Origin of the sequence: Arthrobacter sp. UYEF3, assembly GCF_040546245.1 — a bacterium.
GTDB lineage: Bacteria > Actinomycetota > Actinomycetes > Actinomycetales > Micrococcaceae > Arthrobacter.
Window position 1 is genome coordinate 13,287 of the sequence record NZ_JBEPNK010000034.1, and the last position, 18,330, is coordinate 31,616.

General features: G+C 66.2%; 16 protein-coding genes. 4 read left to right on the forward strand and 12 right to left on the reverse strand.

Features of this window, described 5'->3' with window-relative positions:
* Positions 1-34: 34 nt before the first annotated feature.
* From ABIB14_RS17185 to ABIB14_RS17205, 5 genes are all read right to left on the reverse strand, one after another.
* Complete coding sequence (locus ABIB14_RS17185; protein WP_354237124.1) at positions 35-2,890, reverse strand: molybdopterin-dependent oxidoreductase; 2,856 nt, start codon at positions 2,888-2,890, stop codon at positions 35-37.
* Between the two features lie 2 nt (positions 2,891-2,892).
* On the reverse strand, positions 2,893-3,846 hold the full coding sequence (locus ABIB14_RS17190; RefSeq protein WP_354237125.1) for an FAD binding domain-containing protein: 954 nt from the start codon (positions 3,844-3,846) through the stop codon (positions 2,893-2,895).
* Positions 3,837-5,174: an XdhC family protein gene (locus ABIB14_RS17195; RefSeq protein WP_354237126.1), complete on the reverse strand. Its 1,338-nt coding sequence runs from the start codon at positions 5,172-5,174 to the stop codon at positions 3,837-3,839. Before ABIB14_RS17195 ends, ABIB14_RS17190 begins: the two co-directional genes overlap by 10 nt.
* Before the next feature lie 166 nt (positions 5,175-5,340).
* Positions 5,341-6,885 carry an NCS2 family permease gene (locus ABIB14_RS17200; protein WP_354237138.1) on the reverse strand — a complete coding sequence of 515 codons (1,545 nt, stop codon included), beginning with the start codon at positions 6,883-6,885 and terminating at the stop codon, positions 5,341-5,343.
* A 14-nt stretch (positions 6,886-6,899) separates the two neighbouring features.
* Complete coding sequence (locus ABIB14_RS17205; RefSeq protein ID WP_354237127.1) at positions 6,900-7,394, reverse strand: nucleoside deaminase; 495 nt, start codon at positions 7,392-7,394, stop codon at positions 6,900-6,902.
* A 392-nt stretch (positions 7,395-7,786) separates the two neighbouring features.
* Between ABIB14_RS17205 and ABIB14_RS17210 the strand changes: the two genes are divergently transcribed.
* Both ABIB14_RS17210 and guaB1 read left to right on the forward strand, forming a co-directional pair.
* A complete protein-coding gene (locus ABIB14_RS17210) occupies positions 7,787-8,002 on the forward strand; it encodes a hypothetical protein (RefSeq protein ID WP_354237128.1) in 216 nt (71 codons plus the stop codon).
* Positions 8,003-8,106: 104 nt separating this feature from the next.
* A complete protein-coding gene (gene guaB1 / locus ABIB14_RS17215) occupies positions 8,107-9,558 on the forward strand; it encodes a GMP reductase (RefSeq protein ID WP_354237129.1) in 1,452 nt (483 codons plus the stop codon).
* Positions 9,559-10,088: 530 nt separating this feature from the next.
* On the opposite strand, the gene ABIB14_RS17220 is transcribed toward guaB1, so the two are convergent.
* From ABIB14_RS17220 to ABIB14_RS17240, 5 genes are all read right to left on the reverse strand, one after another.
* A complete protein-coding gene (locus ABIB14_RS17220) occupies positions 10,089-12,086 on the reverse strand; it encodes an ABC transporter ATP-binding protein (protein WP_354237130.1) in 1,998 nt (665 codons plus the stop codon).
* Complete coding sequence (locus ABIB14_RS17225) at positions 12,083-13,822, reverse strand: ABC transporter ATP-binding protein (RefSeq protein ID WP_354237131.1); 1,740 nt, start codon at positions 13,820-13,822, stop codon at positions 12,083-12,085. Before ABIB14_RS17225 ends, ABIB14_RS17220 begins: the two co-directional genes overlap by 4 nt.
* 219 nt (positions 13,823-14,041) lie before the next feature.
* Positions 14,042-14,995 carry a hypothetical protein gene (locus ABIB14_RS17230; protein WP_354237132.1) on the reverse strand — a complete coding sequence of 318 codons (954 nt, stop codon included), beginning with the start codon at positions 14,993-14,995 and terminating at the stop codon, positions 14,042-14,044.
* The gene (locus ABIB14_RS17235; RefSeq protein WP_354237133.1) at positions 14,992-15,615 is read right to left on the reverse strand and encodes a cytochrome b N-terminal domain-containing protein; all 624 of its coding nucleotides are present in this window, start codon (positions 15,613-15,615) and stop codon (positions 14,992-14,994) included. The genes ABIB14_RS17230 and ABIB14_RS17235 overlap by 4 nt, the downstream gene beginning before the upstream one ends.
* 77 nt (positions 15,616-15,692) lie before the next feature.
* Entirely contained in the window at positions 15,693-15,860 is a 168-nt protein-coding gene (locus ABIB14_RS17240; protein WP_354237134.1) for a hypothetical protein, read from the reverse strand.
* A gap of 506 nt (positions 15,861-16,366) precedes the next feature.
* On the opposite strand from ABIB14_RS17240, the gene ABIB14_RS17245 reads away from it, so the two are divergent.
* Complete coding sequence (locus ABIB14_RS17245; RefSeq protein ID WP_354237135.1) at positions 16,367-16,942, forward strand: oxygenase MpaB family protein; 576 nt, start codon at positions 16,367-16,369, stop codon at positions 16,940-16,942.
* A 12-nt stretch (positions 16,943-16,954) separates the two neighbouring features.
* Here ABIB14_RS17245 and ABIB14_RS18795 read toward each other — a convergent pair whose 3' ends face one another.
* The gene (locus ABIB14_RS18795) at positions 16,955-17,050 is read right to left on the reverse strand and encodes an Lsr2 family DNA-binding protein (RefSeq protein ID WP_502909693.1); all 96 of its coding nucleotides are present in this window, start codon (positions 17,048-17,050) and stop codon (positions 16,955-16,957) included.
* A gap of 15 nt (positions 17,051-17,065) precedes the next feature.
* The gene (locus tag ABIB14_RS18800; protein WP_502909692.1) at positions 17,066-17,284 is read right to left on the reverse strand and encodes a histone-like nucleoid-structuring protein Lsr2; all 219 of its coding nucleotides are present in this window, start codon (positions 17,282-17,284) and stop codon (positions 17,066-17,068) included.
* Positions 17,285-17,605: 321 nt separating this feature from the next.
* Between ABIB14_RS18800 and ABIB14_RS17255 the strand changes: the two genes are divergently transcribed.
* Positions 17,606-18,097 (forward strand): hypothetical protein, encoded by a 492-nt coding sequence (locus ABIB14_RS17255; RefSeq protein ID WP_354237136.1) that lies wholly within the window; start codon positions 17,606-17,608, stop codon positions 18,095-18,097.
* Positions 18,098-18,330: the final 233 nt, after the last annotated feature.

Genomic DNA, 18,330 nt, shown 5'->3' on the forward strand with positions numbered 1-18,330 from the left:
CGGACTTGCCAAGTATGCCTTTCCCATCATCCGGCTACAGGCGGTTAGCGCCCCCAACAGCAGGGACCAGCCCCGCTTCCTTTAGGCCCAGATAGATCTTGTCCCGGGCGATCGGCAGCTCCGCGAAGCGCACGCCGGTGGCGTTCCGGATGGCGTTCGCGAGTGCCGGTGCCACCGGGTTGAACGGGCTCTCGCTCATGGACTTCGCACCCAGCGGCCCTAGTTTGTCGCTGGTTTCGGCGAAGTACACCTCGCTGCGCGGCACATCCGCGAAGGAGGGGATGTGGTACTGGCGCAGGATGTCCGTGGTGACCCTGCCGCCGTCGTCCACGCGGACTTCCTCATACAGCGCGGCGCCCAGCGCCTGCGCGATGCCGCCTTCGATCTGGCCGCGGCACTGCCTCGGGTTGACCACTACGCCGGCGTCCGCCGCCTGGACGCTCTGCAGGATTCGCAGCTCACCAGTCCCCGTGTTGACCGCAACGCGGAAACCCTGGACGTTGAACGCCACAGAGCGCGGCGTCCCGCCCCAATGGCCTTCGGAGGCGAGTTCGACGCCGGCCTGCACCGCGGCGTCGTGGATTTCGGTCAGCGGTACCCGGATTCCCTCGCAGAGGACTGCGTCCTCCTCCAGCTGGCAGCCCGAAGACTGAACGCCCCGGATTCCGGCGGCAAAGCCGAGGATCCGTACGGCGAGGTCCTCCGCCGCGGCGAGAGTGGCCTTGCCGGCCACCACCGTCCCGGCCGATCCGAACGCGCCCGAATCGTGCTCCACGAGGTCCGTGTCCGACTGGCGCACGGTGACGCGCCCCGCCGTGGAAGACAGTGCCGTGGCCGCGAGCTGGGCGTGGACCGTGGTGGTGCCGTTTCCGAATTCGGCTGTTCCGACGTCGGCAGCGTAGGTTCCGTCCGGAAGGAGCCTGAGCCGGGAGTGGGCGAAGTGGCCGCGGGGCGGGACCGTGTCGATCATGGACAGGGCTGATCCCACCCCCGTAACCCAGTCCGGTCCCAGGTCGTCGAGCCCGGCCCCGCGGTACCGCTCCAGCCCGCGTGCCAGGGCGTCCTGCACCAGGAGTGTGCACTGGTCCAGCCCGTAGCTGCCGTAGTGAACGTCCTCTTCCGGCTCGTCATGGGTGGATAGCATCTCGTCGCCGTCGCGGACCATGTTGCGGCGCCGGAATTCCATGGGGTCCATTCCGATGCCCGTGGCGAGCTCGTCGATGCCGGATTCGATGGCGAAGATCGTCTGACTCAGGCCGTACCCGCGGAAAGCGCCCGAGGGCACCGTATTGGTGTACACCGCGTGGGCGTCCACCTTCTTGTTGGCACATTTGTAGACGCCCAAGGATTCGCCGCAGCCGTGGAACATCACGCCCGGGGCGTGGTTGCCGTAGGCGCCGGTGTTGGTGAGTACGTTGAGTTGCAGGGCTGTGAGCCGGCCGTCCTTGCTGGCGCCGGCCTTCAGGTGAATGGTAAACGGGTGCCGGGTGGTGGAGGCAGTGAACTGTTCGGTCCGGGTGAATTCGAGCTGGACGGGGCGCTTAAGTTTTAGGGAGACGAGCGCCACGATGTCCTCGGTCAGTACCTCCTGTTTCCCGCCGAAGCCGCCGCCTACCCGACCGGCCACCACGCGGATCTGTTCCTGCGGCAGGCCGAAAACCCGGGCCAACGTCCGGCGGACGAGGAAAGGCACCTGGCTGGAGGTCCTGATGTGCAGACGGCCGTCGCGGTCGATGGAGGCGATGGAGGCGTGCGTCTCCAGAGCCGTGTGTTGGACCCGCTGGGTCCGGTAGGTCTGCTCGTGGATGAAGTCCGCCCCGGCGAATCCGGCTGCAAGGTCACCGAGTTCCGAATGCAGCTCGGCCACCACGTTCTCTTGCGGCCGGCCGATGCGGGCCGTAACCGCGTCTTTGTCCCCGTGGATGGCGGGGGCGCCGGTGAGCATGGCCTCTTCCGGGGTGAAGACGGCGTCCAGCACGTCGTAATCGACCCGGAGCGCCCGGACCCCGGCTTCCGCCGCGCCGACCGAATCCGCGACGACGGCAGCCACCCGCTGCCCGATGAAACGCACCACGTCGTCCAGCACTCGGGTGTCGTCCGGATCATCCGTGTAGAGCTCGTGCTGAGCGGTGGAGAACAGTTGGGCCGGGGCATCCTCGTGGGTGAAGACCGCCACAACGCCCGGAACTTCCAGTGCGGCCGTCTTGTCGATCGCGACAACCCTTGCGTGGGCATGGGGCGAGCGCAGGAGCTTCACGTGCAGTAGCCCCGGGAGTTCTTCCGCCGGAACATCCAGGGTGTAGCGGGCCTTGCCCGTGACTACGGCAAGGCTGGCCGGGGCGGGGACGTCATCGCCCAGCTGGCCCGGTTTCGGATCAGGCTTTCCTCCCCCGGCGATGCCCGAGCCCGGGCCAGCGGGACCGGGGTGTCCTTCCCTGCCGCAGACCGCGTCCTCGATGGCCCGGTAGCCCGTGCAGCGGCAAAGGTTTCCCTTGAGGCTGCGGGGCAGGTTTTCCCTCTGCGCCTCATCGAAGGTGGCGGCGGTCATCACCATGCCAGCGGTGCAGAACCCGCACTGGAAGCCCTGCCCGTCGAGGAACTGCCGCTGCATCGGGTGCAGGGTGCCAGCGTCACCGGTTCCGTCCGGGGCAATTCCGCGTGGGCAGGACAATCCCTCGATTGTGGTGACGGCATGGCCGTCAGCACGGACGGCGGGATAGATGCAACTGTGGACGGGAATGCCGTCCACGTGAACCGTGCACGCCCCGCAGTCGCCCCCGTCGCAGCCCTTCTTGACGCCGAAGTTGCCCTCCTCCCGGAGGAATGTGCGCAGGCATTGGCCTGGGCGCGGCTCGGCGTGCGCCGGGGCGCCGTTGATCTCGATGGCCATGTTCAGGCCGCTTCCGTCGGGAATGCATTCCGAGGTGTGTTCGGGGCCGTCTTGAGTGCCGGGGCCCGAGGGGGCCAGAAGTCACCGGAAACGTGCTGTGGAGTGTCGCCTGCCGGCGTTGAAAGTTCGGCGCGGATTTCTTCCGCCATCCGGTGGGTCATGTCCTTGCGCCAGGCTGGCAGGCCGTGGATGTCGTTGTGGTAGAGGGCGTGCGGGATGGCGGCCTCGAGGGCGCCGGCGAGGCTGTCGGCGCCCGGGAGCGTGTCGAAGCGCAGTTGCACGGGGCGCTTGGTCGCTGCGGTGACGGTGAGGACCAGGCCTCCGCCACCGTCGAGCCTTCCGATCAACAGCACCCCGGACCGTCCCAGGTTGCTCAGCGACAACCGGCGGAATGCGGCCCGGGAGGCAAGGGCCGACGCCGGGAGGAGGACGCTGCGCAGGAGCTCGCCCGGTGCCAGGCAGTTCCGCCCGTCCCCCGTCACGAACTCCGCCACCGGAACGGTGCGGCTGTCGCCGCCCGGGCACAGGATGGTGGCTTGGCCATCAAGCGCTGCGCACAGCGAAATCATGGGGCCTGCGGGCAGCGACGTGCACAGGTTGCCGCCCACGGTGGACATGTTCCAGACCTTGAAGGAGGCCACGAAGGAATCGCAGCAGGGGCGGAAGAGGGCCAGTGCGGGCCAGGATCCGGGGTGAACCCCGGGCCCGGGCTCGTCAGGCAGCGCATACAGTTCCGCGACCGTGCACGTTGCCGCGAGCTCGATGCCCTCCTCCGTCACCGTGACGGCGGGCCACCCTGTGGAGCCGAGGTCCAGAAGCCGGCGTAGCGGCTCGTTGCCGAAGGCGAGGCTTCCGTAGGAGAAAAGGACGGTGCCGCCGGCAAGCCAGGCATCGCCGTCGCGCCATTCGGCCGGGTCCGCGGTGCGGACAACCGCACCGATGGTATTCATGTCCATGGGATCTCCTGGAGTTGCGGGGTGGTGACGTAGTGGTGGATGGGTCCGCTCCCGTCTCGGAGCGACCCGGCGGCCGAAGATGCGCCACGGTTGCGGCTGGCCACGAGCTCGGCCGTGATAGACACGGCCACCTCGGCGGGCGTGACGGCGCCGAGGTCCAGCCCGATGGGCGAATGCAACCGTGCCAGGTCCTCCGCCGCCACGCCGGCGGTGAGCAGGGAGTCGATTCGCTGGCGGTGGCTGCGGCGCGACCCCATGGCGCCCACGTAGGCCAGGTCCATAGCGAGCGCGGTTTCCAGCAGGGGGAGCTCGAACTTCGGGTCGTGCGTGAGGATGCAGACCACCGTCCGGGCGTCGATTCGTCCCAAGGCCGCTTCCGCGGCCAGGTACCGGTGCGGCCAGTCCGTGACAACATGGTCCGCCACCGCGAACCGTTCCTGTCCCGCGAAGGCCGGGCGGGCATCGCACAGGCTGACGTGATAGCCCAGCAGCTTGGCGGCCGGCAGGAGCGCCGCGCCGAAGTCGTTGGCACCGAACACGAGCATGCGCGCCGGCGGAAGCCTGCTTTCGACGAGGAGGGTGATGGGTTCCGGAGCCGGTCTCGTGTCCTCCAGGCCGGGGCTGCCGCTCGAATAGCCCTGAGGAGGCGCAAGCCGGACCAGTCCGGTCCGGCCTCCGCGTAGCAGCGGCTCCAGCTGGGCCGCTGCTGCCAGCATCAGGGCCCCCGCGTCGGAACCGGTGGACGATCCGGCGGCGCCGGTCGGGACTCCGGCGGAAGCGGAGCCACCGGTTGCGCCTGCGGCGCCCAGCAGCGCGGCAAGTTCCGGAGAATGCGCCGCCTGGAACGACGCCGGATCACGAACTGCTACGGCGCCGCCCCCGCGGGCGTCCACCCTGCGGATCAGCGCCACCCCGCGACCTGGAGCGGGGCCGCCGGGGTCGCCGGGGTCGCCGCCGGCTGCAGTGCCGGTGAGCAGGTGCAGGCTCGCCAACAGCAGCCCGCCGGAGGGCGAACCGATCGGTTCGATGTGGACCTCCAGCTCGCCGCCGCAGGTGAGGCCGACGGCGAACGCGTCCTCGGCGCTGTAGCCGAAAAACTCACGGCGCGTGCCGCCGTCGCGCATTGCCTCCAGTGCAGCCTGCACCACAGCGCCCTCAACGCAGCCGCCGGACAGGCTGCCCAGCACCTCGCCGGTCTCGGACACCAGCATGGACGTGCCCAGCGGCCGTGGAACCGAACCGCCTGTCCCCACCACGGTGGCCACGGCGCAGCGCTGGCCAGCGGCCGCGGGCTGCCATTGGCCCAGTGACGGCATCAGATCCAGCATTGCTGTACTCCCTTTTCCTGAGCGGCGATGGTATCCATATTCTTAGTCCTCTGTCGTGGGCCGGGGGAAGAACCGCCCGGCCGGGCCTGGCAGATATGCGCTGCGCTTTCGGGTTTCCGCGCCCTGGATCTCCGGGGCATCCGTTAGAAAGCGCAGCGCGAATCCGCTACGCGCCCAACAGCGCGTTGATGGGGCCGCGGGCGAAGTAGATTAGGAAGCCGGCCGTGACGACCCACATCAGCGGGTGGATTTTCTTCGCTTTCCCGGAGCTGGCACCGATGACTGCCCAGGAGACGAAACCGACGCCGATGCCGTTGGCGATGGAATAGCTCAGGGGCATGGTGACAATGGTCAGGAAGGCCGGGAGCGCCACGGAGAACTTACTGAACTTGATCTCGCGGATCTGGGCCATCATCATGGCGCCCACCACCACCAGGGCGGCGGCCGCCACTTCCAGCGGGACCATGCTGGTGAGCGGGGTGAGGAACATTGAGCCGAGAAACAGCGCGCCGGTGACCACGGAGGCCAGACCGGTGCGGGCGCCTTCCCCGATGCCCGCCGCCGAATCGATATAGACGGTGTTGGAGGAGCCGGAGGTGGCCCCGCCGGCGACGGCGCCGAGTCCTTCGACAATGAAGGCCGACTTGAGCCGCGGGAACGTGCCGTCCTTGTGGGCGACGCCGGCGCTCTTGGCTAGGCCGGTCATGGTGCCCATGGCGTCGAAGAAGTTCGTGAACACGAGGGTGAAGACCAGCATGGTGGCAGCGAGCCCGCCGATCCGGCCGAACGCACCGAATAGATCGAACTGCCCCACCAGGCCAAGGTCAGGGGCTGATACGAGCTGGCCGGAGAGCACGGGGGTGTTCAGGTGCCAGCCGCCAGGGTTGGCCCGGCTTAAAGGCCCGATGTGCATAATGGCCTCAACCACCGCGGCCAGCGCCGTCGTGGCGGTGATGCCGATGAGCAGGCCGCCTTGGACCTTGCGGGCCACGAGGATGCCCATGACCAGCAGTCCTACGATGAACACCAGGGTGGGGATGGAGGTGATGGAACCGTTATCGCCCAGCTGGACCGGCGGCCCCGCCGTTGTCGCCTTCACGAAGCCGGAGTCGACGAAGCCGATGAAGGCGATGAACAGGCCGATACCGACGGTGATGGCGGCCTTCAGCTCCTTGGGGACGGCCCGGAAGATGGCCGTCCTGGCGCCGGTAACGCCGAAGAGGACGATCAGGATGCCGTTGATGACCACCAGCCCCATGGCTTCGGGCCATGTGACTTCGTGGATGACGGCAACGGCGAGGAAGGAGTTGATGCCCAGTCCTGCAGCGAGGCCGAACGGCAGGTTGGCGATCAGGCCGAACAGGATGGTCATAACGCCGGCGGTGAGGCCGGTGACGGCCCCGACCTGCGTGGCAGAAAGCCAGCCGCCGGCGACGTCCACGGGAGCGTTATCCGCGCTGAAACCGCCGAGGATCAGCGGATTCAGAATGACGATGTAGGCCATGGTGAAGAACGTGACCAGGCCGCCGCGCACCTCCCGGGCAACGGTGGAGCCGCGCCGTGTGATGTGGAAGAAGCGGTCCAGGAAAGCGGTCGACGCCGGTTGAGGGACGGTCCGGCTCCGGCTGGAATCGGGCTGCTGCAGCGAGGCCGCACTTTTCTGGGGTGAGGTCACTTGGGTGCGCTCGGGAATTTGGTCCTGCATAGTCATCTCAGCCACCGGCCCTAGTAGTCAATCCTGGAATCGAGCGCGTTCCAGGTGTTGAACGGTTCGAGGATGCTGGGCGCTTGGGGATCTTCGAGCTCCAGTTTTGCCACGGGCATGAGCAACTCGCGCTGCTTGTTTTCGAAGTATTCGTAGAACACTGCGTCATCGAAGCCCACGGACGCCGCGTCGTTCCGGTCCGCCGCGAAGATAACGCACTCCACCCGCGCCCAGAGGGCGGACGCGAGGCACATGGGGCACGGCTCGCAGCTCGCGTAAAGGGTGGCTCCGCGAAGATCGAAGGTGCCCAGTTCGCTGCAGGCCTTCCGGATGGCCGTGACTTCGGCGTGAGCGGTGGGATCGTTGGTGGCGGTGACGCGGTTAACGCCGTCGAACGCTTGACCGGCCGCGGTGACTATGACGGCGCCGAACGGCCCGCCGCTGTTCAAGACGTTGGCCGTGGCCAGCTGGATTGATCTGGCCAGGAACTGTTCGGCCGGGACGGTGGTACTCATGATGCGACTCCCTTGCTGGGAAGCCGGTATACCGAGGTGAGACGGAAGGGCCAGATGCGACGGTTACCAGGCTTCAGCTTTTGCTTTTGAAGGTTGAATTGCGCCTGGTAGATAGCTTCCCCGGAGTCCGGGGGCCCGCCTTGACAAGATCGAGATTAGCACCGGAAAGTGAGTTGCACCATAGTCCTCTGGAAATTTAATTTCGGGATGTGAAATTTGGGTTTCGGGGTTGTCACCGCCGCCATGTCACGCACCGTAGTTGACGTGCGGATTCCCATGGCCCTACTCTAGTCCCCGACCGGCGCCTCGTCGCCGGCCCACCTGGATCAGCAGACAGGGCCTCACTGAGCTGGAATTGGAAGCATCGGCAACCACCAGACAAGGATCTCCACATGGCCCTCCCACACCCCGCGGGCACCCCGCAGCCGGCCCTGGCTCCAAACCCGCTCGCCTCCTGCACCGCCAAAGCGCTGCACGCATCCGGCGGCATGGCGGTCAGCCGAGGGAACATCAACGAGGTGCTCGGCGCCACGCTGATGCGTCCGAGCCGCAAGGACTGGCACACCGGCGCCACGCGCAAACGCTTACTCACCGCCTACGCCAACTAACACCCCGAAATCAACGGAAATTGATCATCTAGACTCGCAGGAGCGGCGCCCCGGTGGCGCCCGGAATGTCCGGCAAGAGCAAGTCTGCCTACGAAGGAGCCACCGTGCGTTTCCTGAATGAGCCCACCACCGACCTCACCTATTCCGATATTTTTTTGGTGCCCTCCCGTTCGGACGTCATCTCGAGGCTGGATGTGGACCTGGCCGCGGACGACGGTACGGGCTCGACCATTCCGCTGGTGGCGGCCAACATGACGGCAGTGACGGGCAAGCGGATGGCCGAGACGATGGCACGCCGCGGAGGCCTGGCTGTCCTGCCCCAGGATGTGCCGATCGGGGTCATCCGGGACGTCACGGCCTGGCTCAAGACCCGACACCCGGTGCTGGAGACTCCCGTCCGGCTGGCGCCCTCCGATACCGTCATCGACGCCCTGCACCTGATGGGTAAACGGCCGCACGGTGCTGTTGTGGTGGCGGACGGCGCCGGCACGGTGACCGGCGTGATCCGCGCCGCCGATTGTGAGGGACAGGACCGGTTCGCTTCGCTGGCTTCCGTGATCCGGCACCAGCCGCTTTTGCTGGCCGCCGGGACGCTCGACGGCGGATCGGGACAGGCGCTCCGTGACGCGTTCGCGGTGATGGACGCCGCCGGGACCGATTATGCCCCGGTGCAGCAGGACGGCGCCCTGATTGGTGTCCTTACCCGGAAGGGGGCCCTGCGCTCCACCCTATACCGACCCTCCCTGGACACCGACGGGAACCTCAAAGTGGCTGCTGCGGTAGGGATCAACGGCGACGTTGCCGGCCGGGCGGGCGAACTGCTGGCCGCCGGCGTTAATGTGCTGGTCCTTGATACGGCGCACGGCCATCAGCAGAAGATGTTCGATGCTCTGGCTGCCGTAAAGCGACTGAGCCCCGGCGTGCCGGTCGTCGCCGGCAACGTGGTCACGGCGGAAGCCACCCGCGACCTGATCAGGGCCGGTGCGGACATCGTGAAGGTTGGCGTCGGCCCCGGGGCGATGTGTACCACCCGTATGATGACGGCGGTCGGCCGTCCGCAATTCTCGGCCGTCCTCGAATGCTCCGCCGCGGCGCGCGCCGCCGGAGGCCGGGTCTGGGCCGACGGCGGGGTCCGGTATCCGCGCGATGTGGCCCTGGCCCTGGCCGCCGGAGCCAGCCAGGTCATGATTGGTTCCTGGTTCGCCGGCACACACGAAAGTCCCGGCGACCTACAGGTTGATGCCAGTGGACGCCAGTACAAGGAAAGCTTCGGCATGGCCTCGGCCCGTGCGGTGCAGAACCGCAACCAGCGGGAGGGTGCCTTCGAAAAGGACCGGAAGGCGCTGTTCGAAGAGGGCATCTCCACGTCGCGGATGTACGTGGATGCGGCGAGGCCAGGCGTCGAGGACTTACTGGACATGATTACCGCAGGCCTGCGGAGCTCGATGAGCTATGCCGGCGCCGCTGACCTGGCTGCGTTCCGTGAACGCGCCGTGGCAGGGATCCAGTCCGCGGCAGGCTACGAAGAGGGCAGGCCGCTGGCGCAAAGCTGGTGACGTGGCTGCCGGCGTGACGCCCGCCGCCGTCGTGCGTATCGCGCACGGCGCACGGCTGGAGCGCGAGGGCGGGGCTGGTTGGATCCTGTGTAAGAGTCCAGTTGCTCCAGTTCCCGCTTAGTAGGCCAGCCATATATGAGAGGTGCATAGTGACTCCGCGGGCCATGAAATACCTTTTCGATATCCTGGATCCATTCGACCAGGGCTCAGCGACCGAATGCGCCAGGGGGAAGCGGTCCTGGCCGTTCATGCCGAATCCGGGATCTGCCTGGGCACTCTGTACCGGTGGAAGCACCAGGCTCTGGTGAATCCCGGCCTGGCGACGGGAACCCCCAGCGCGCAGGCCCGGACCTGGAGTCCGCCACGAAGCGGACCCGGCAGCTTGGTGACGAGCTGGCCATCGTGAGGGCCGCCAGCGCCCGCCACGGTGGTCAAGTCGTGGTGCCCGTGCGGCCGGGTCTGTCTGCACGCGATCAAACCATAAGTCCCTGTCTACCCGTGCTTCCCACCCACAGGCCGCCGGCCCAGTCCTAAACCTCCGCCACAGGCGCCGCGAACTGCGCCGCGTACAGCGCGGCATAGGCCCCGCCGGCCTCCAACAAGGACGCATGGTTCCCCTGCTCCACGATCTGCCCGGCCTCCATCACCAGGATGAGGTCGGCGTCGCGGATGGTGGAGAGACGGTGGGCAATGACAAACGACGTCCGGTCCGACCGCAGTGCGCTCATCGCCTTCTGGACCAGCACCTCAGTTCGGGTGTCCACCGAGCTGGTGGCCTCGTCCAGGATCAGCACCGACGGCCGGGCCAGGAACGCCCGGGCGATAGTCAGCAGCTGCTTCTCCCCCGCCGAGACGTTGGACCCCTCGTCGTCGAGCACGGTGTCGTAACCCTGCGGCAGGGACCGGACAAACCGGTCCACGTACGTCGCCTTCGCCGCCTCCATGATCTCCCCATCGGAAGCAGAAGGCCGGCCGTAGGCGATGTTGTCCCGGATGGTCCCGCCGAACAGCCACGTGTCCTGCAGCACCATGCCCATCCGCGAGCGCAGCTCGTGCCGGGACATCGCGGCGACGTCCACGCCGTCGAGCGTGATCCGGCCGGCGTCGAGCTCGTAGAACCGCATCATCAAGTTCACCAACGTGGTCTTGCCCGCCCCGGTAGGCCCCACGATCGCCACCGTCTGCCCCGGCTCAGCCACCAGGCTCAAGGATGTGATCAACGGCTTATCCGGCGAGTACGCAAACGACACGTCCTCGAACACCAGCCGCCCCCGGCCGCCCGACGGCGCCACAGCAGGCACCGGATCAGCCGACTGTTCCTCGGTGTCCAGCAGCTCAAACACCCGCTCCGCCGAAGCCACCCCGGACTGCAGCAGGTTCGCCATCGAGCCCAGCTGGGCCAGCGGCTGGGTGAACTGCCGCGAGTACTGGATGAACGCCTGCACATCACCAAGCTGCATCGCACCGGAGGCCACCTGCAGGCCGCCCACCACGGCGATCCCCACATAGACCAGGTTCCCGATGAACGTCATGGCCGGCATGATCAGCCCGGAAATGAACTGCGCGCCGAAACTGGCCTGGTACAGCTCCACGTTCTTCTGCCGGAAGCGTTCCTCCACCTCGCGCTGCCGGCCGAACACCTTTACCAGGGCGTGCCCGGTGTAGGTCTCCTCGATCTGCCCGTTCAGCTCGCCGGTGTGCTTCCACTGCGCCACGAACAGCTTCTGCGAGCGCTTGGCGATCACCGCCGTCGTCACCAGGGTCAGCGGAATGGTCACCAGGGCAATAATGGCCAGCGTGGGCGAGAGGATGAGCATCATCACCAGCACGCCCACCACCGTCAGCACCGACGTGACCGCCTGGCTGATGGACTGCTGCAGGCTTTGGGAGATGTTGTCGACGTCGTTGGTGACCCGGCTGAGCAGCTCGCCGCGCTGCACGGTGTCGAAGTAGCGCAGCGGCAGCTTGTTGATCTTCGCCTCGATCCGCTCACGGAGCCGGTACACCGTCCGCTGGACCACGCCGTTGAGGATGTACGCCTGGATCCAGCTGAACGCCGAGGCCAGCACGTACAGCGCCAGCGCCCACAGCAACACCGAGGACAGCGCGGTGAAGTCGATCCCAGTGCCGGGGGTCAGCGCCATGGCACTGAGCATGTCCGCTTTTTGGTTCTCTCCCGCCGCCCGGAGCTGCGCGATCAGCTGCGCCTTGCTCACCCCGGCGGGCAGCTGCTTGGACACGACGCCGGAGAAGATCAGGTTGGTGCCTTCGCCCAGCAGCCGCGGGCCGATCACCGAGAACGTCACGCTCACGACGGCGAGCCCCAGTACCAGCGTCAGCCAGAACCGCTCGGGGTGGAGTTCGCCCAGCAGCCGCCGCGCGGACTGCCCGAAGTTCATCGCCTTCTCCGCCGGGATGTTCATCCCGGCGAACGGGCCGCCGCGGCCGGGCCCGCCGGCCGGGCGCGGAATCCGGGGCGGCGGGTCGCTGGCCGCCGCGGGGGCCGATGCCTTGTCGGTCCTGCTCATGCCGCCTCCTCCGCCGCGAGCTGGGAATTCACAATCTCCTGGTACGTCTTCGAGGTCTCCAGCAGTTCCTCGTGCGTGCCGTCCGCGACGATCCGGCCGCCGTCGAGCACCAGGATCTGGTCCGCGTCCGCGATGCTGGAGACCCGCTGGGCGATGATCACCAGCGTCGCACCGGCGGTGTGCTGCCGGAGCGCCTGCCGCAGCCGGGCGTCCGTGGCGGTATCCAGCGAGGAAAACGAGTCGTCAAAGATGTACAGCTCGGGCCGTTTCACCAGGGCCCGGGCAATCGCGATCCGCTGCCGCTGCCCGCCGGAAACGTTGGTGCCACCCTGCGAGATCGGCGCGTCCAGGCCGCCGTCCATCTCGCGGACAAAATCCTCCGCCTGCGCGATGGCCAGCGCCTGCCACAGCTCTTCCTCGGTGGCGTCCGGCTTGCCGTAGAGCAGATTGCTGCGCACCGTGCCGGAAAACAGGTAGGGCTTCTGCGGGACCAGGCCGATGTGCCCCCAGAGCAGGTCCGGGTGCAGCTCGCGCACATCCACGCCGTCGATCCGTACCGCGCCGGAGGTCGCGTCGAAGAGCCGCGGCATCAGGTTTACCAGCGTGGTCTTGCCCGACCCGGTGGCGCCGATAATCGCCGTCGTCTGCCCGGCGCGGGCGGCGAAGCTGACGTTCGAGAGCACCGGCGCCTCGGCGCCCGGGTAGGCGAACCCGACGTCGCGCAGTTCCAGCTCTCCTCGGGCGGCACGGCCGGACCGGCTGACCGGATGCTCGGGCGGCCGGACGCTCGATTCTGTGCCCAGCACCGCACCGATCCGGTCCGCCGAGACCGCGGCGCGCGGGATCATGATGGCCATGAAGGTGGCCATCATGACGGACATCAGGATCTGCATGAGGTAGCTCAGGAACGCGATCATGGTGCCCACCTGCATGGAGCCGTCCTCGATCCGGAACGCGCCGAACCAGATCACGGCCACGGACGAGACGTTGAGCACCAGCATCACGGTGGGGAACGCGAGCGCCATCAGCCGGCCGGCGCGCAGCGCGGTGTCCGTGACGTCCTCGTTGGCGCGGGAAAAGCGTGCGGTTTCCACCTCCTCGCGGACGAAGGCGCGGACCACCCGGATGCCGGTGAGTTGTTCGCGGAGCACCCGGTTGACCGAGTCGATCCGGGTCTGCATGAGCCGGAACAGCGGCACCATCCGGGTGACGATCAGTCCGACTGCCACCAGCAGGACCGGCACGCTGACCGCGATAAGCCAGGACAGCTGCCCGTCCAGCCGGACCGCCATGATCACCCCGCCGATGCTCAGCATCGGCGCGGTGACCATCAGCGTGGCGGACATCAGCACCAGCTGCTGGACCTGCTGGACGTCGTTCGTGGAGCGGGTGATCAGGCTCGGCGCGCCGAACCGGGTCACCTCCTGCTCGGAAAACTCCGCCACCCGGCTGAAGATCGCCCCGCGCACGTCCCGGCCCAGGGCCATCGCGGCCTTCGCGCCGAAGTACACGGCGGTGATGGTGCAGGCGATCTGCAGCAGGGTGATCATGAGCATCATGCCGCCGGTGCGGAGGATGTAGTCCGTGTCCCCGCGCGCCACGCCCTGGTCGATGATGTCCGCGTTCAGGGTGGGCAGGTACAGCGAGGCGATGGAGGCAGCCAGCTGGAAGACGACGACGGCGAGCAGCAGCCGGCGCTGCGGCCTCAAATATTCGAAGAGCAGTTTCCAGAGCATCCGGTCTCCACTTCACGCGCTTTCCACGGTGTTAACGCACGATGCGCTCACGGTGATTCGGAGGTCAGTTTACGTCCGGATGCTGTGAACGGACCGGGTTCCTCTCAGGGCGAATCCGCTGTGTTGCGCCTAACACAAGGGCCGCATGGGCCAAGTTCTGTGGAAACGCATTCCAGAGAATGTCGTCTCAGTCTTGACGGAATGACTGTGTCCACATAATCAGCGTTTCCGGTAGTAGTCTCTCCAGATCAGGCGATGAAGCGGTATCTTCCGCGGCAGCGATCTCAGGCCGGGGATGAACGGCAGCAGGGTCAGCAACGCGGTCAGCACGAGCATTGTGACCACGACGAGGGCATCGGCGTTCGGCGAGGACTTGAACGGTTCTATCTGGTAGAGGAGTGAGAAGAGCCAGAGCCAGGACTGCCCGGGCGTGTCGCCGGTTTCGTTCATCACGCCCCATTGGTCCCCGGTGAGGTGCTGGCTGGCCGCAAGTTCCGGGAAATAGCTGCCGTCTCCCAGAAACAGGAGGCTGCGGGTGTAGTCCATGTTGTAGAAGTTTCCGCCACCCTGCAGCACGCCGTCCAGATTGCCTTGCCGTGCCATGTCCAGCAACGCGCCGGTCAGCGCGGGCACGGGGCCGTAGTCGCCGGCGGCGACCTTGGCCGGGTCGTTGTCCGGGGCGGCGTCGAGGGCGGCGGAATAGGCGGCTGTCCAGTCGGTGCGTTGCTGATCCGTCGCGGCCGTCCAGTCGGCAACAGCGGCTGGGGGCGACGGCAGCGTCTCAAGCGGGGCAATCACAAAGTCGGCGGCAGTATCGACAGGTAGCCGGACGCCGGAGAGACTTTGAAGGTCGACCGGACCGATCTTCTGCGAGGCGTCCGGCGTCGAGTTGTACGGCGGACCGTACCCTGCGGTATCGCTGGTTCCGCCAAGTTCCTTTACGGTGGTGGCGGCGAAATCCGCGGGGGCGGTGGTCGCCCACCCTTTGAGACTGACGCCGGGTTCATCAGGCGAGCCGAAGATGGCCGATACCCCGAGCACCAGCAGGCCGACCACGACAACGCCTATGGTCAGTTCCTTGACCAGGTCGTACTCGCGGACGCTGCCCGTCCAGGGCCGGCCGGCCACGTTGTCCGCCTTCCGCCAGGACGTGCTGTTGTTTTCCGTCGTCACGGCGCGACGTCCTTAGTCTTGGTGGACTCCGGGCTGTTGTGCAACAACTGGGCGTCGCCCGCTGCTGCCTCCAGCGGTGGCGCAACACCGTGGACCCGGACCAGGAGGACGTGCAGGACGACGACGGCGCCCACGGCCAGAGGAAGCAGGGTGATGTGCCATACGAAAATCTGTCCGAGGTTGGCTACGTTGAACCAGGCGCCTACGCCGACGGCGTTCAGCGCGTCCTTGGCTTCGAAGGCGATCCACTGGGAATCGAAGTTCGTCTGAAGCAGATACCCGGTGAAGGCCGCCACGATGGAAACGACAAAGGAGACCACGCCGGTGATCCAGGTCAGGACCCGGCCCCCGCGCCAGGCCGCCATCCAGAACTTTAGCCACAGGTGCACCACCATGAAGATGAAGAACAGTTCCACGCTCCACAGATGGGTGCTGTTGACGAAGCTGCCCAGTGCGGACACGTGATACCAGTGGGGCCCGTTCAACCCGAGGACTACCCCGGAAATGATAATCCACAGCAGCGACGCGATGGCCCCCATGCCGAACACATAGGCCCACGACATCACATAGCTTGGCTGGTCCTCCGGCAACAGCTTCTCCGGCGGGAGCTTCCCAAGCATCCACCGGCGGGCCCGTCCGGTCCAGGTATGAGCCTCCCCTTCCCCCGGTAAACCGTGCGCCGGCGTGGCCCGGGCAGTCATTTCCGCCGCTTCCCGCCGGGAAAGGGAACGATCAGGGCCAGGACGAAAAGGATGATCATCACCAGGATCACAATCAGGTTTCCCGACTGGATGGTGAAGCCATCCCAGCCAAAATAAGTTCCGACACCGACTGTGCCAGCGCCTTCGACCAGCCATCCGGTCATGGGATGCTCGATTCTCTATAGGATCTCGTTTCAACCCGACCACGACCGAAGATCCGTAGCCAGAGTCTTTCGCCCCCCAGTGATCCCGAATGCCCGCAGGACCAGTGGCCTTCTGCAGTCCATGAGCCCTTTCTGGGGTGGTACGGTCACGAAGCGCTGCCATCAACGCATGATTGGTCAGCGTTCAGGAAGCTGCCGACTATCGGCACCTCAGCAGGCGCGCGTCAACTTTCCATCTGCCCATGGCTTCTGCGGCATCAGAACAACTTTTGTAGCAAAGGCGTTGACGACCTGCTCTTGTCCACATAATTGAAGGAACCAGGACGCGACCGGGGAACTGGTATCCGTCATCACGGACGAACCCGATCAACTCCTGCACATCGCGCAACTGCTGCGGGACCGACGCGACAGCGCCGCAACCCTCGCCAAGCTCATCGAAGAACTGGAAGCCCAAGGCATGACCGTCGTTGAGGACGCCGGACACTACGCCAACGAAGAAAACCTGTATGTCTCGGCCGCCAAACGGGCCGACGGGGAACCGGCCACGGACGGACGCCTCGGCCGAGGATGTTTACCGCGAGTACGCCACGATCGGCACTGCCCTGCAGTTGCCGGAGAAGATGTGGCCGGCTGACAGGGCCGCCTTCCACGAATACTGGAACCGCACCCTGGCCGGACTGGAAGCCGACGAGGTCGCGGTGCGCGTCGCACGAGACTTGCTTTATCCCTCAGCCGGACCGGCCGTGATGCGCCTGGTCATGCCCCTGGCGCGCCTGATCACGGCAGGGCTCCTGCCGTGCCAGCTTCGGAAGGACTTCCGGCTGGCGTGGAACCGGTGGCACCGTCTGTGTTTCGAACGCACGATAAATCTTTTGGCCAGGGTGCATCCGCTGCTTCCGCAACGGCTCAGGCACTGGCCGAAGAAGTATTACCTTGGCCAGCTCGCCCCAGCGTTGGGGCACCCATGGCAAGGCCGACACCTTGCGGCTGCCCCGGAGGTAAGGGGCCGGCAGTCCAACGCCGATAACAGCGCATACGACCCGCCCGGGGATTCGAGGACCGGTGCGGTAAGCGGCGACTGACCGGTCGTCGTTTTATGCCTGGGCTGCGTCGTAGGCTTTTTTGATGTTCTGGCTGATTCGTCCCCTGGCGCTGAGGTTGTAGCCGTGGGCTTTGGCCCAGTCCCGGATCCTTTGGGTCTCGTCCTAGCCCGTGGACGCGGTCCTTGCGCCCCGGTTGCTTGGCGTGCCCCGGAGGCGCCGGGCGTGGGCGACGTACTTTTCCAGAACCCCGCGCATTTCGTCGGCGTGATTTGCTGTGAGATCAATTTCGTAATCGGCGCCGTCGACTGAGAACAGGATGGTTTCGTCGGCGTCTTGGCCGGAAAGATCATCGATCAGCTGGACGTGTACTTTGCGGGCCATGAGGGGTCCTTTTGTTGGTAATTCATGCTGTCGTCCCCCAACGCCGGCTCGAGCCATTGTCCATAATCCTATTCGAAATGCGCACTCCGTAATCGCCGGTTTCATGACTCATCCGGCCGGCCCTTTTCGGCAGCGTCTGCTCGAGCCGCCGGGAGCAATGTGGACCGCCGGAGACCCCTCAAACATTTCCGCTATTGATCCTCCATCAGCAGACCCCGTCCAGGGCTTCAGCCCAGCACCGCACGGTCCCCCTGTGAGCTAACCGCTGACCTCTGCGGACTCAGCCACACGCCCACCGTTGGCACATGGAAGTATTCACTTATGACTATCGATCATGATGCTGCCAACCTTCCGTCCCTAATGGACCCCCACGGCATAGACGCCTCGACCGAAGTCAGCCGTGGCTGGGACCATATCGGGGCCATCATCGTCGATGCCACGTTGCAGCGACGGCAGAACTACCACGAGACCGTCAAGCCGCGCGTTCTCGCTCTGGTTGCGGCGTGGCCGGATGCCGCCACGACGAGTGGATTCCGCCGGCACCTCGATACGGGCAAGCTCTCGGAAGTTATCAGCTGGCCCTCGCCTGGCCGTCTGGCCCAGATAGAGGACATCACGCGTGTGTTCGAGCGCGAGGGCATCGAAACGGTACTGGAACTCCGAGACCAGCTCGGTGACCAGGCTAGGAGAGCCGTTCTTCGGGAGGCCCTTGCGGGCGTGCGGCATGTCGCTCCCAAGACGCTGGATTACATCGAGACCCTGAGCGGAATCTCCACGGGTGCGGCCGTCGACTTACCGGTACCCGGGGAGTAGCCCAGGCCGCCGGCGTCGGGGACTTGTCCTACTGGCATATCGCTGCAGTAATCCATGCAGCAGCGGGCCGGCCGTGGCGGGCCGGAGACATGATCGCTATTTGGCGGCTGTCCACGATCGATGTCAGAAGACATTAGAGGCTCTTCAGAATTGAGAGTGTAGTTTCGGTCTGAATCCTCCGGATTCCAGGAGGGATCTGGCGATGTAGTTGGTGAGGTTGCGGAAGCCGAGGG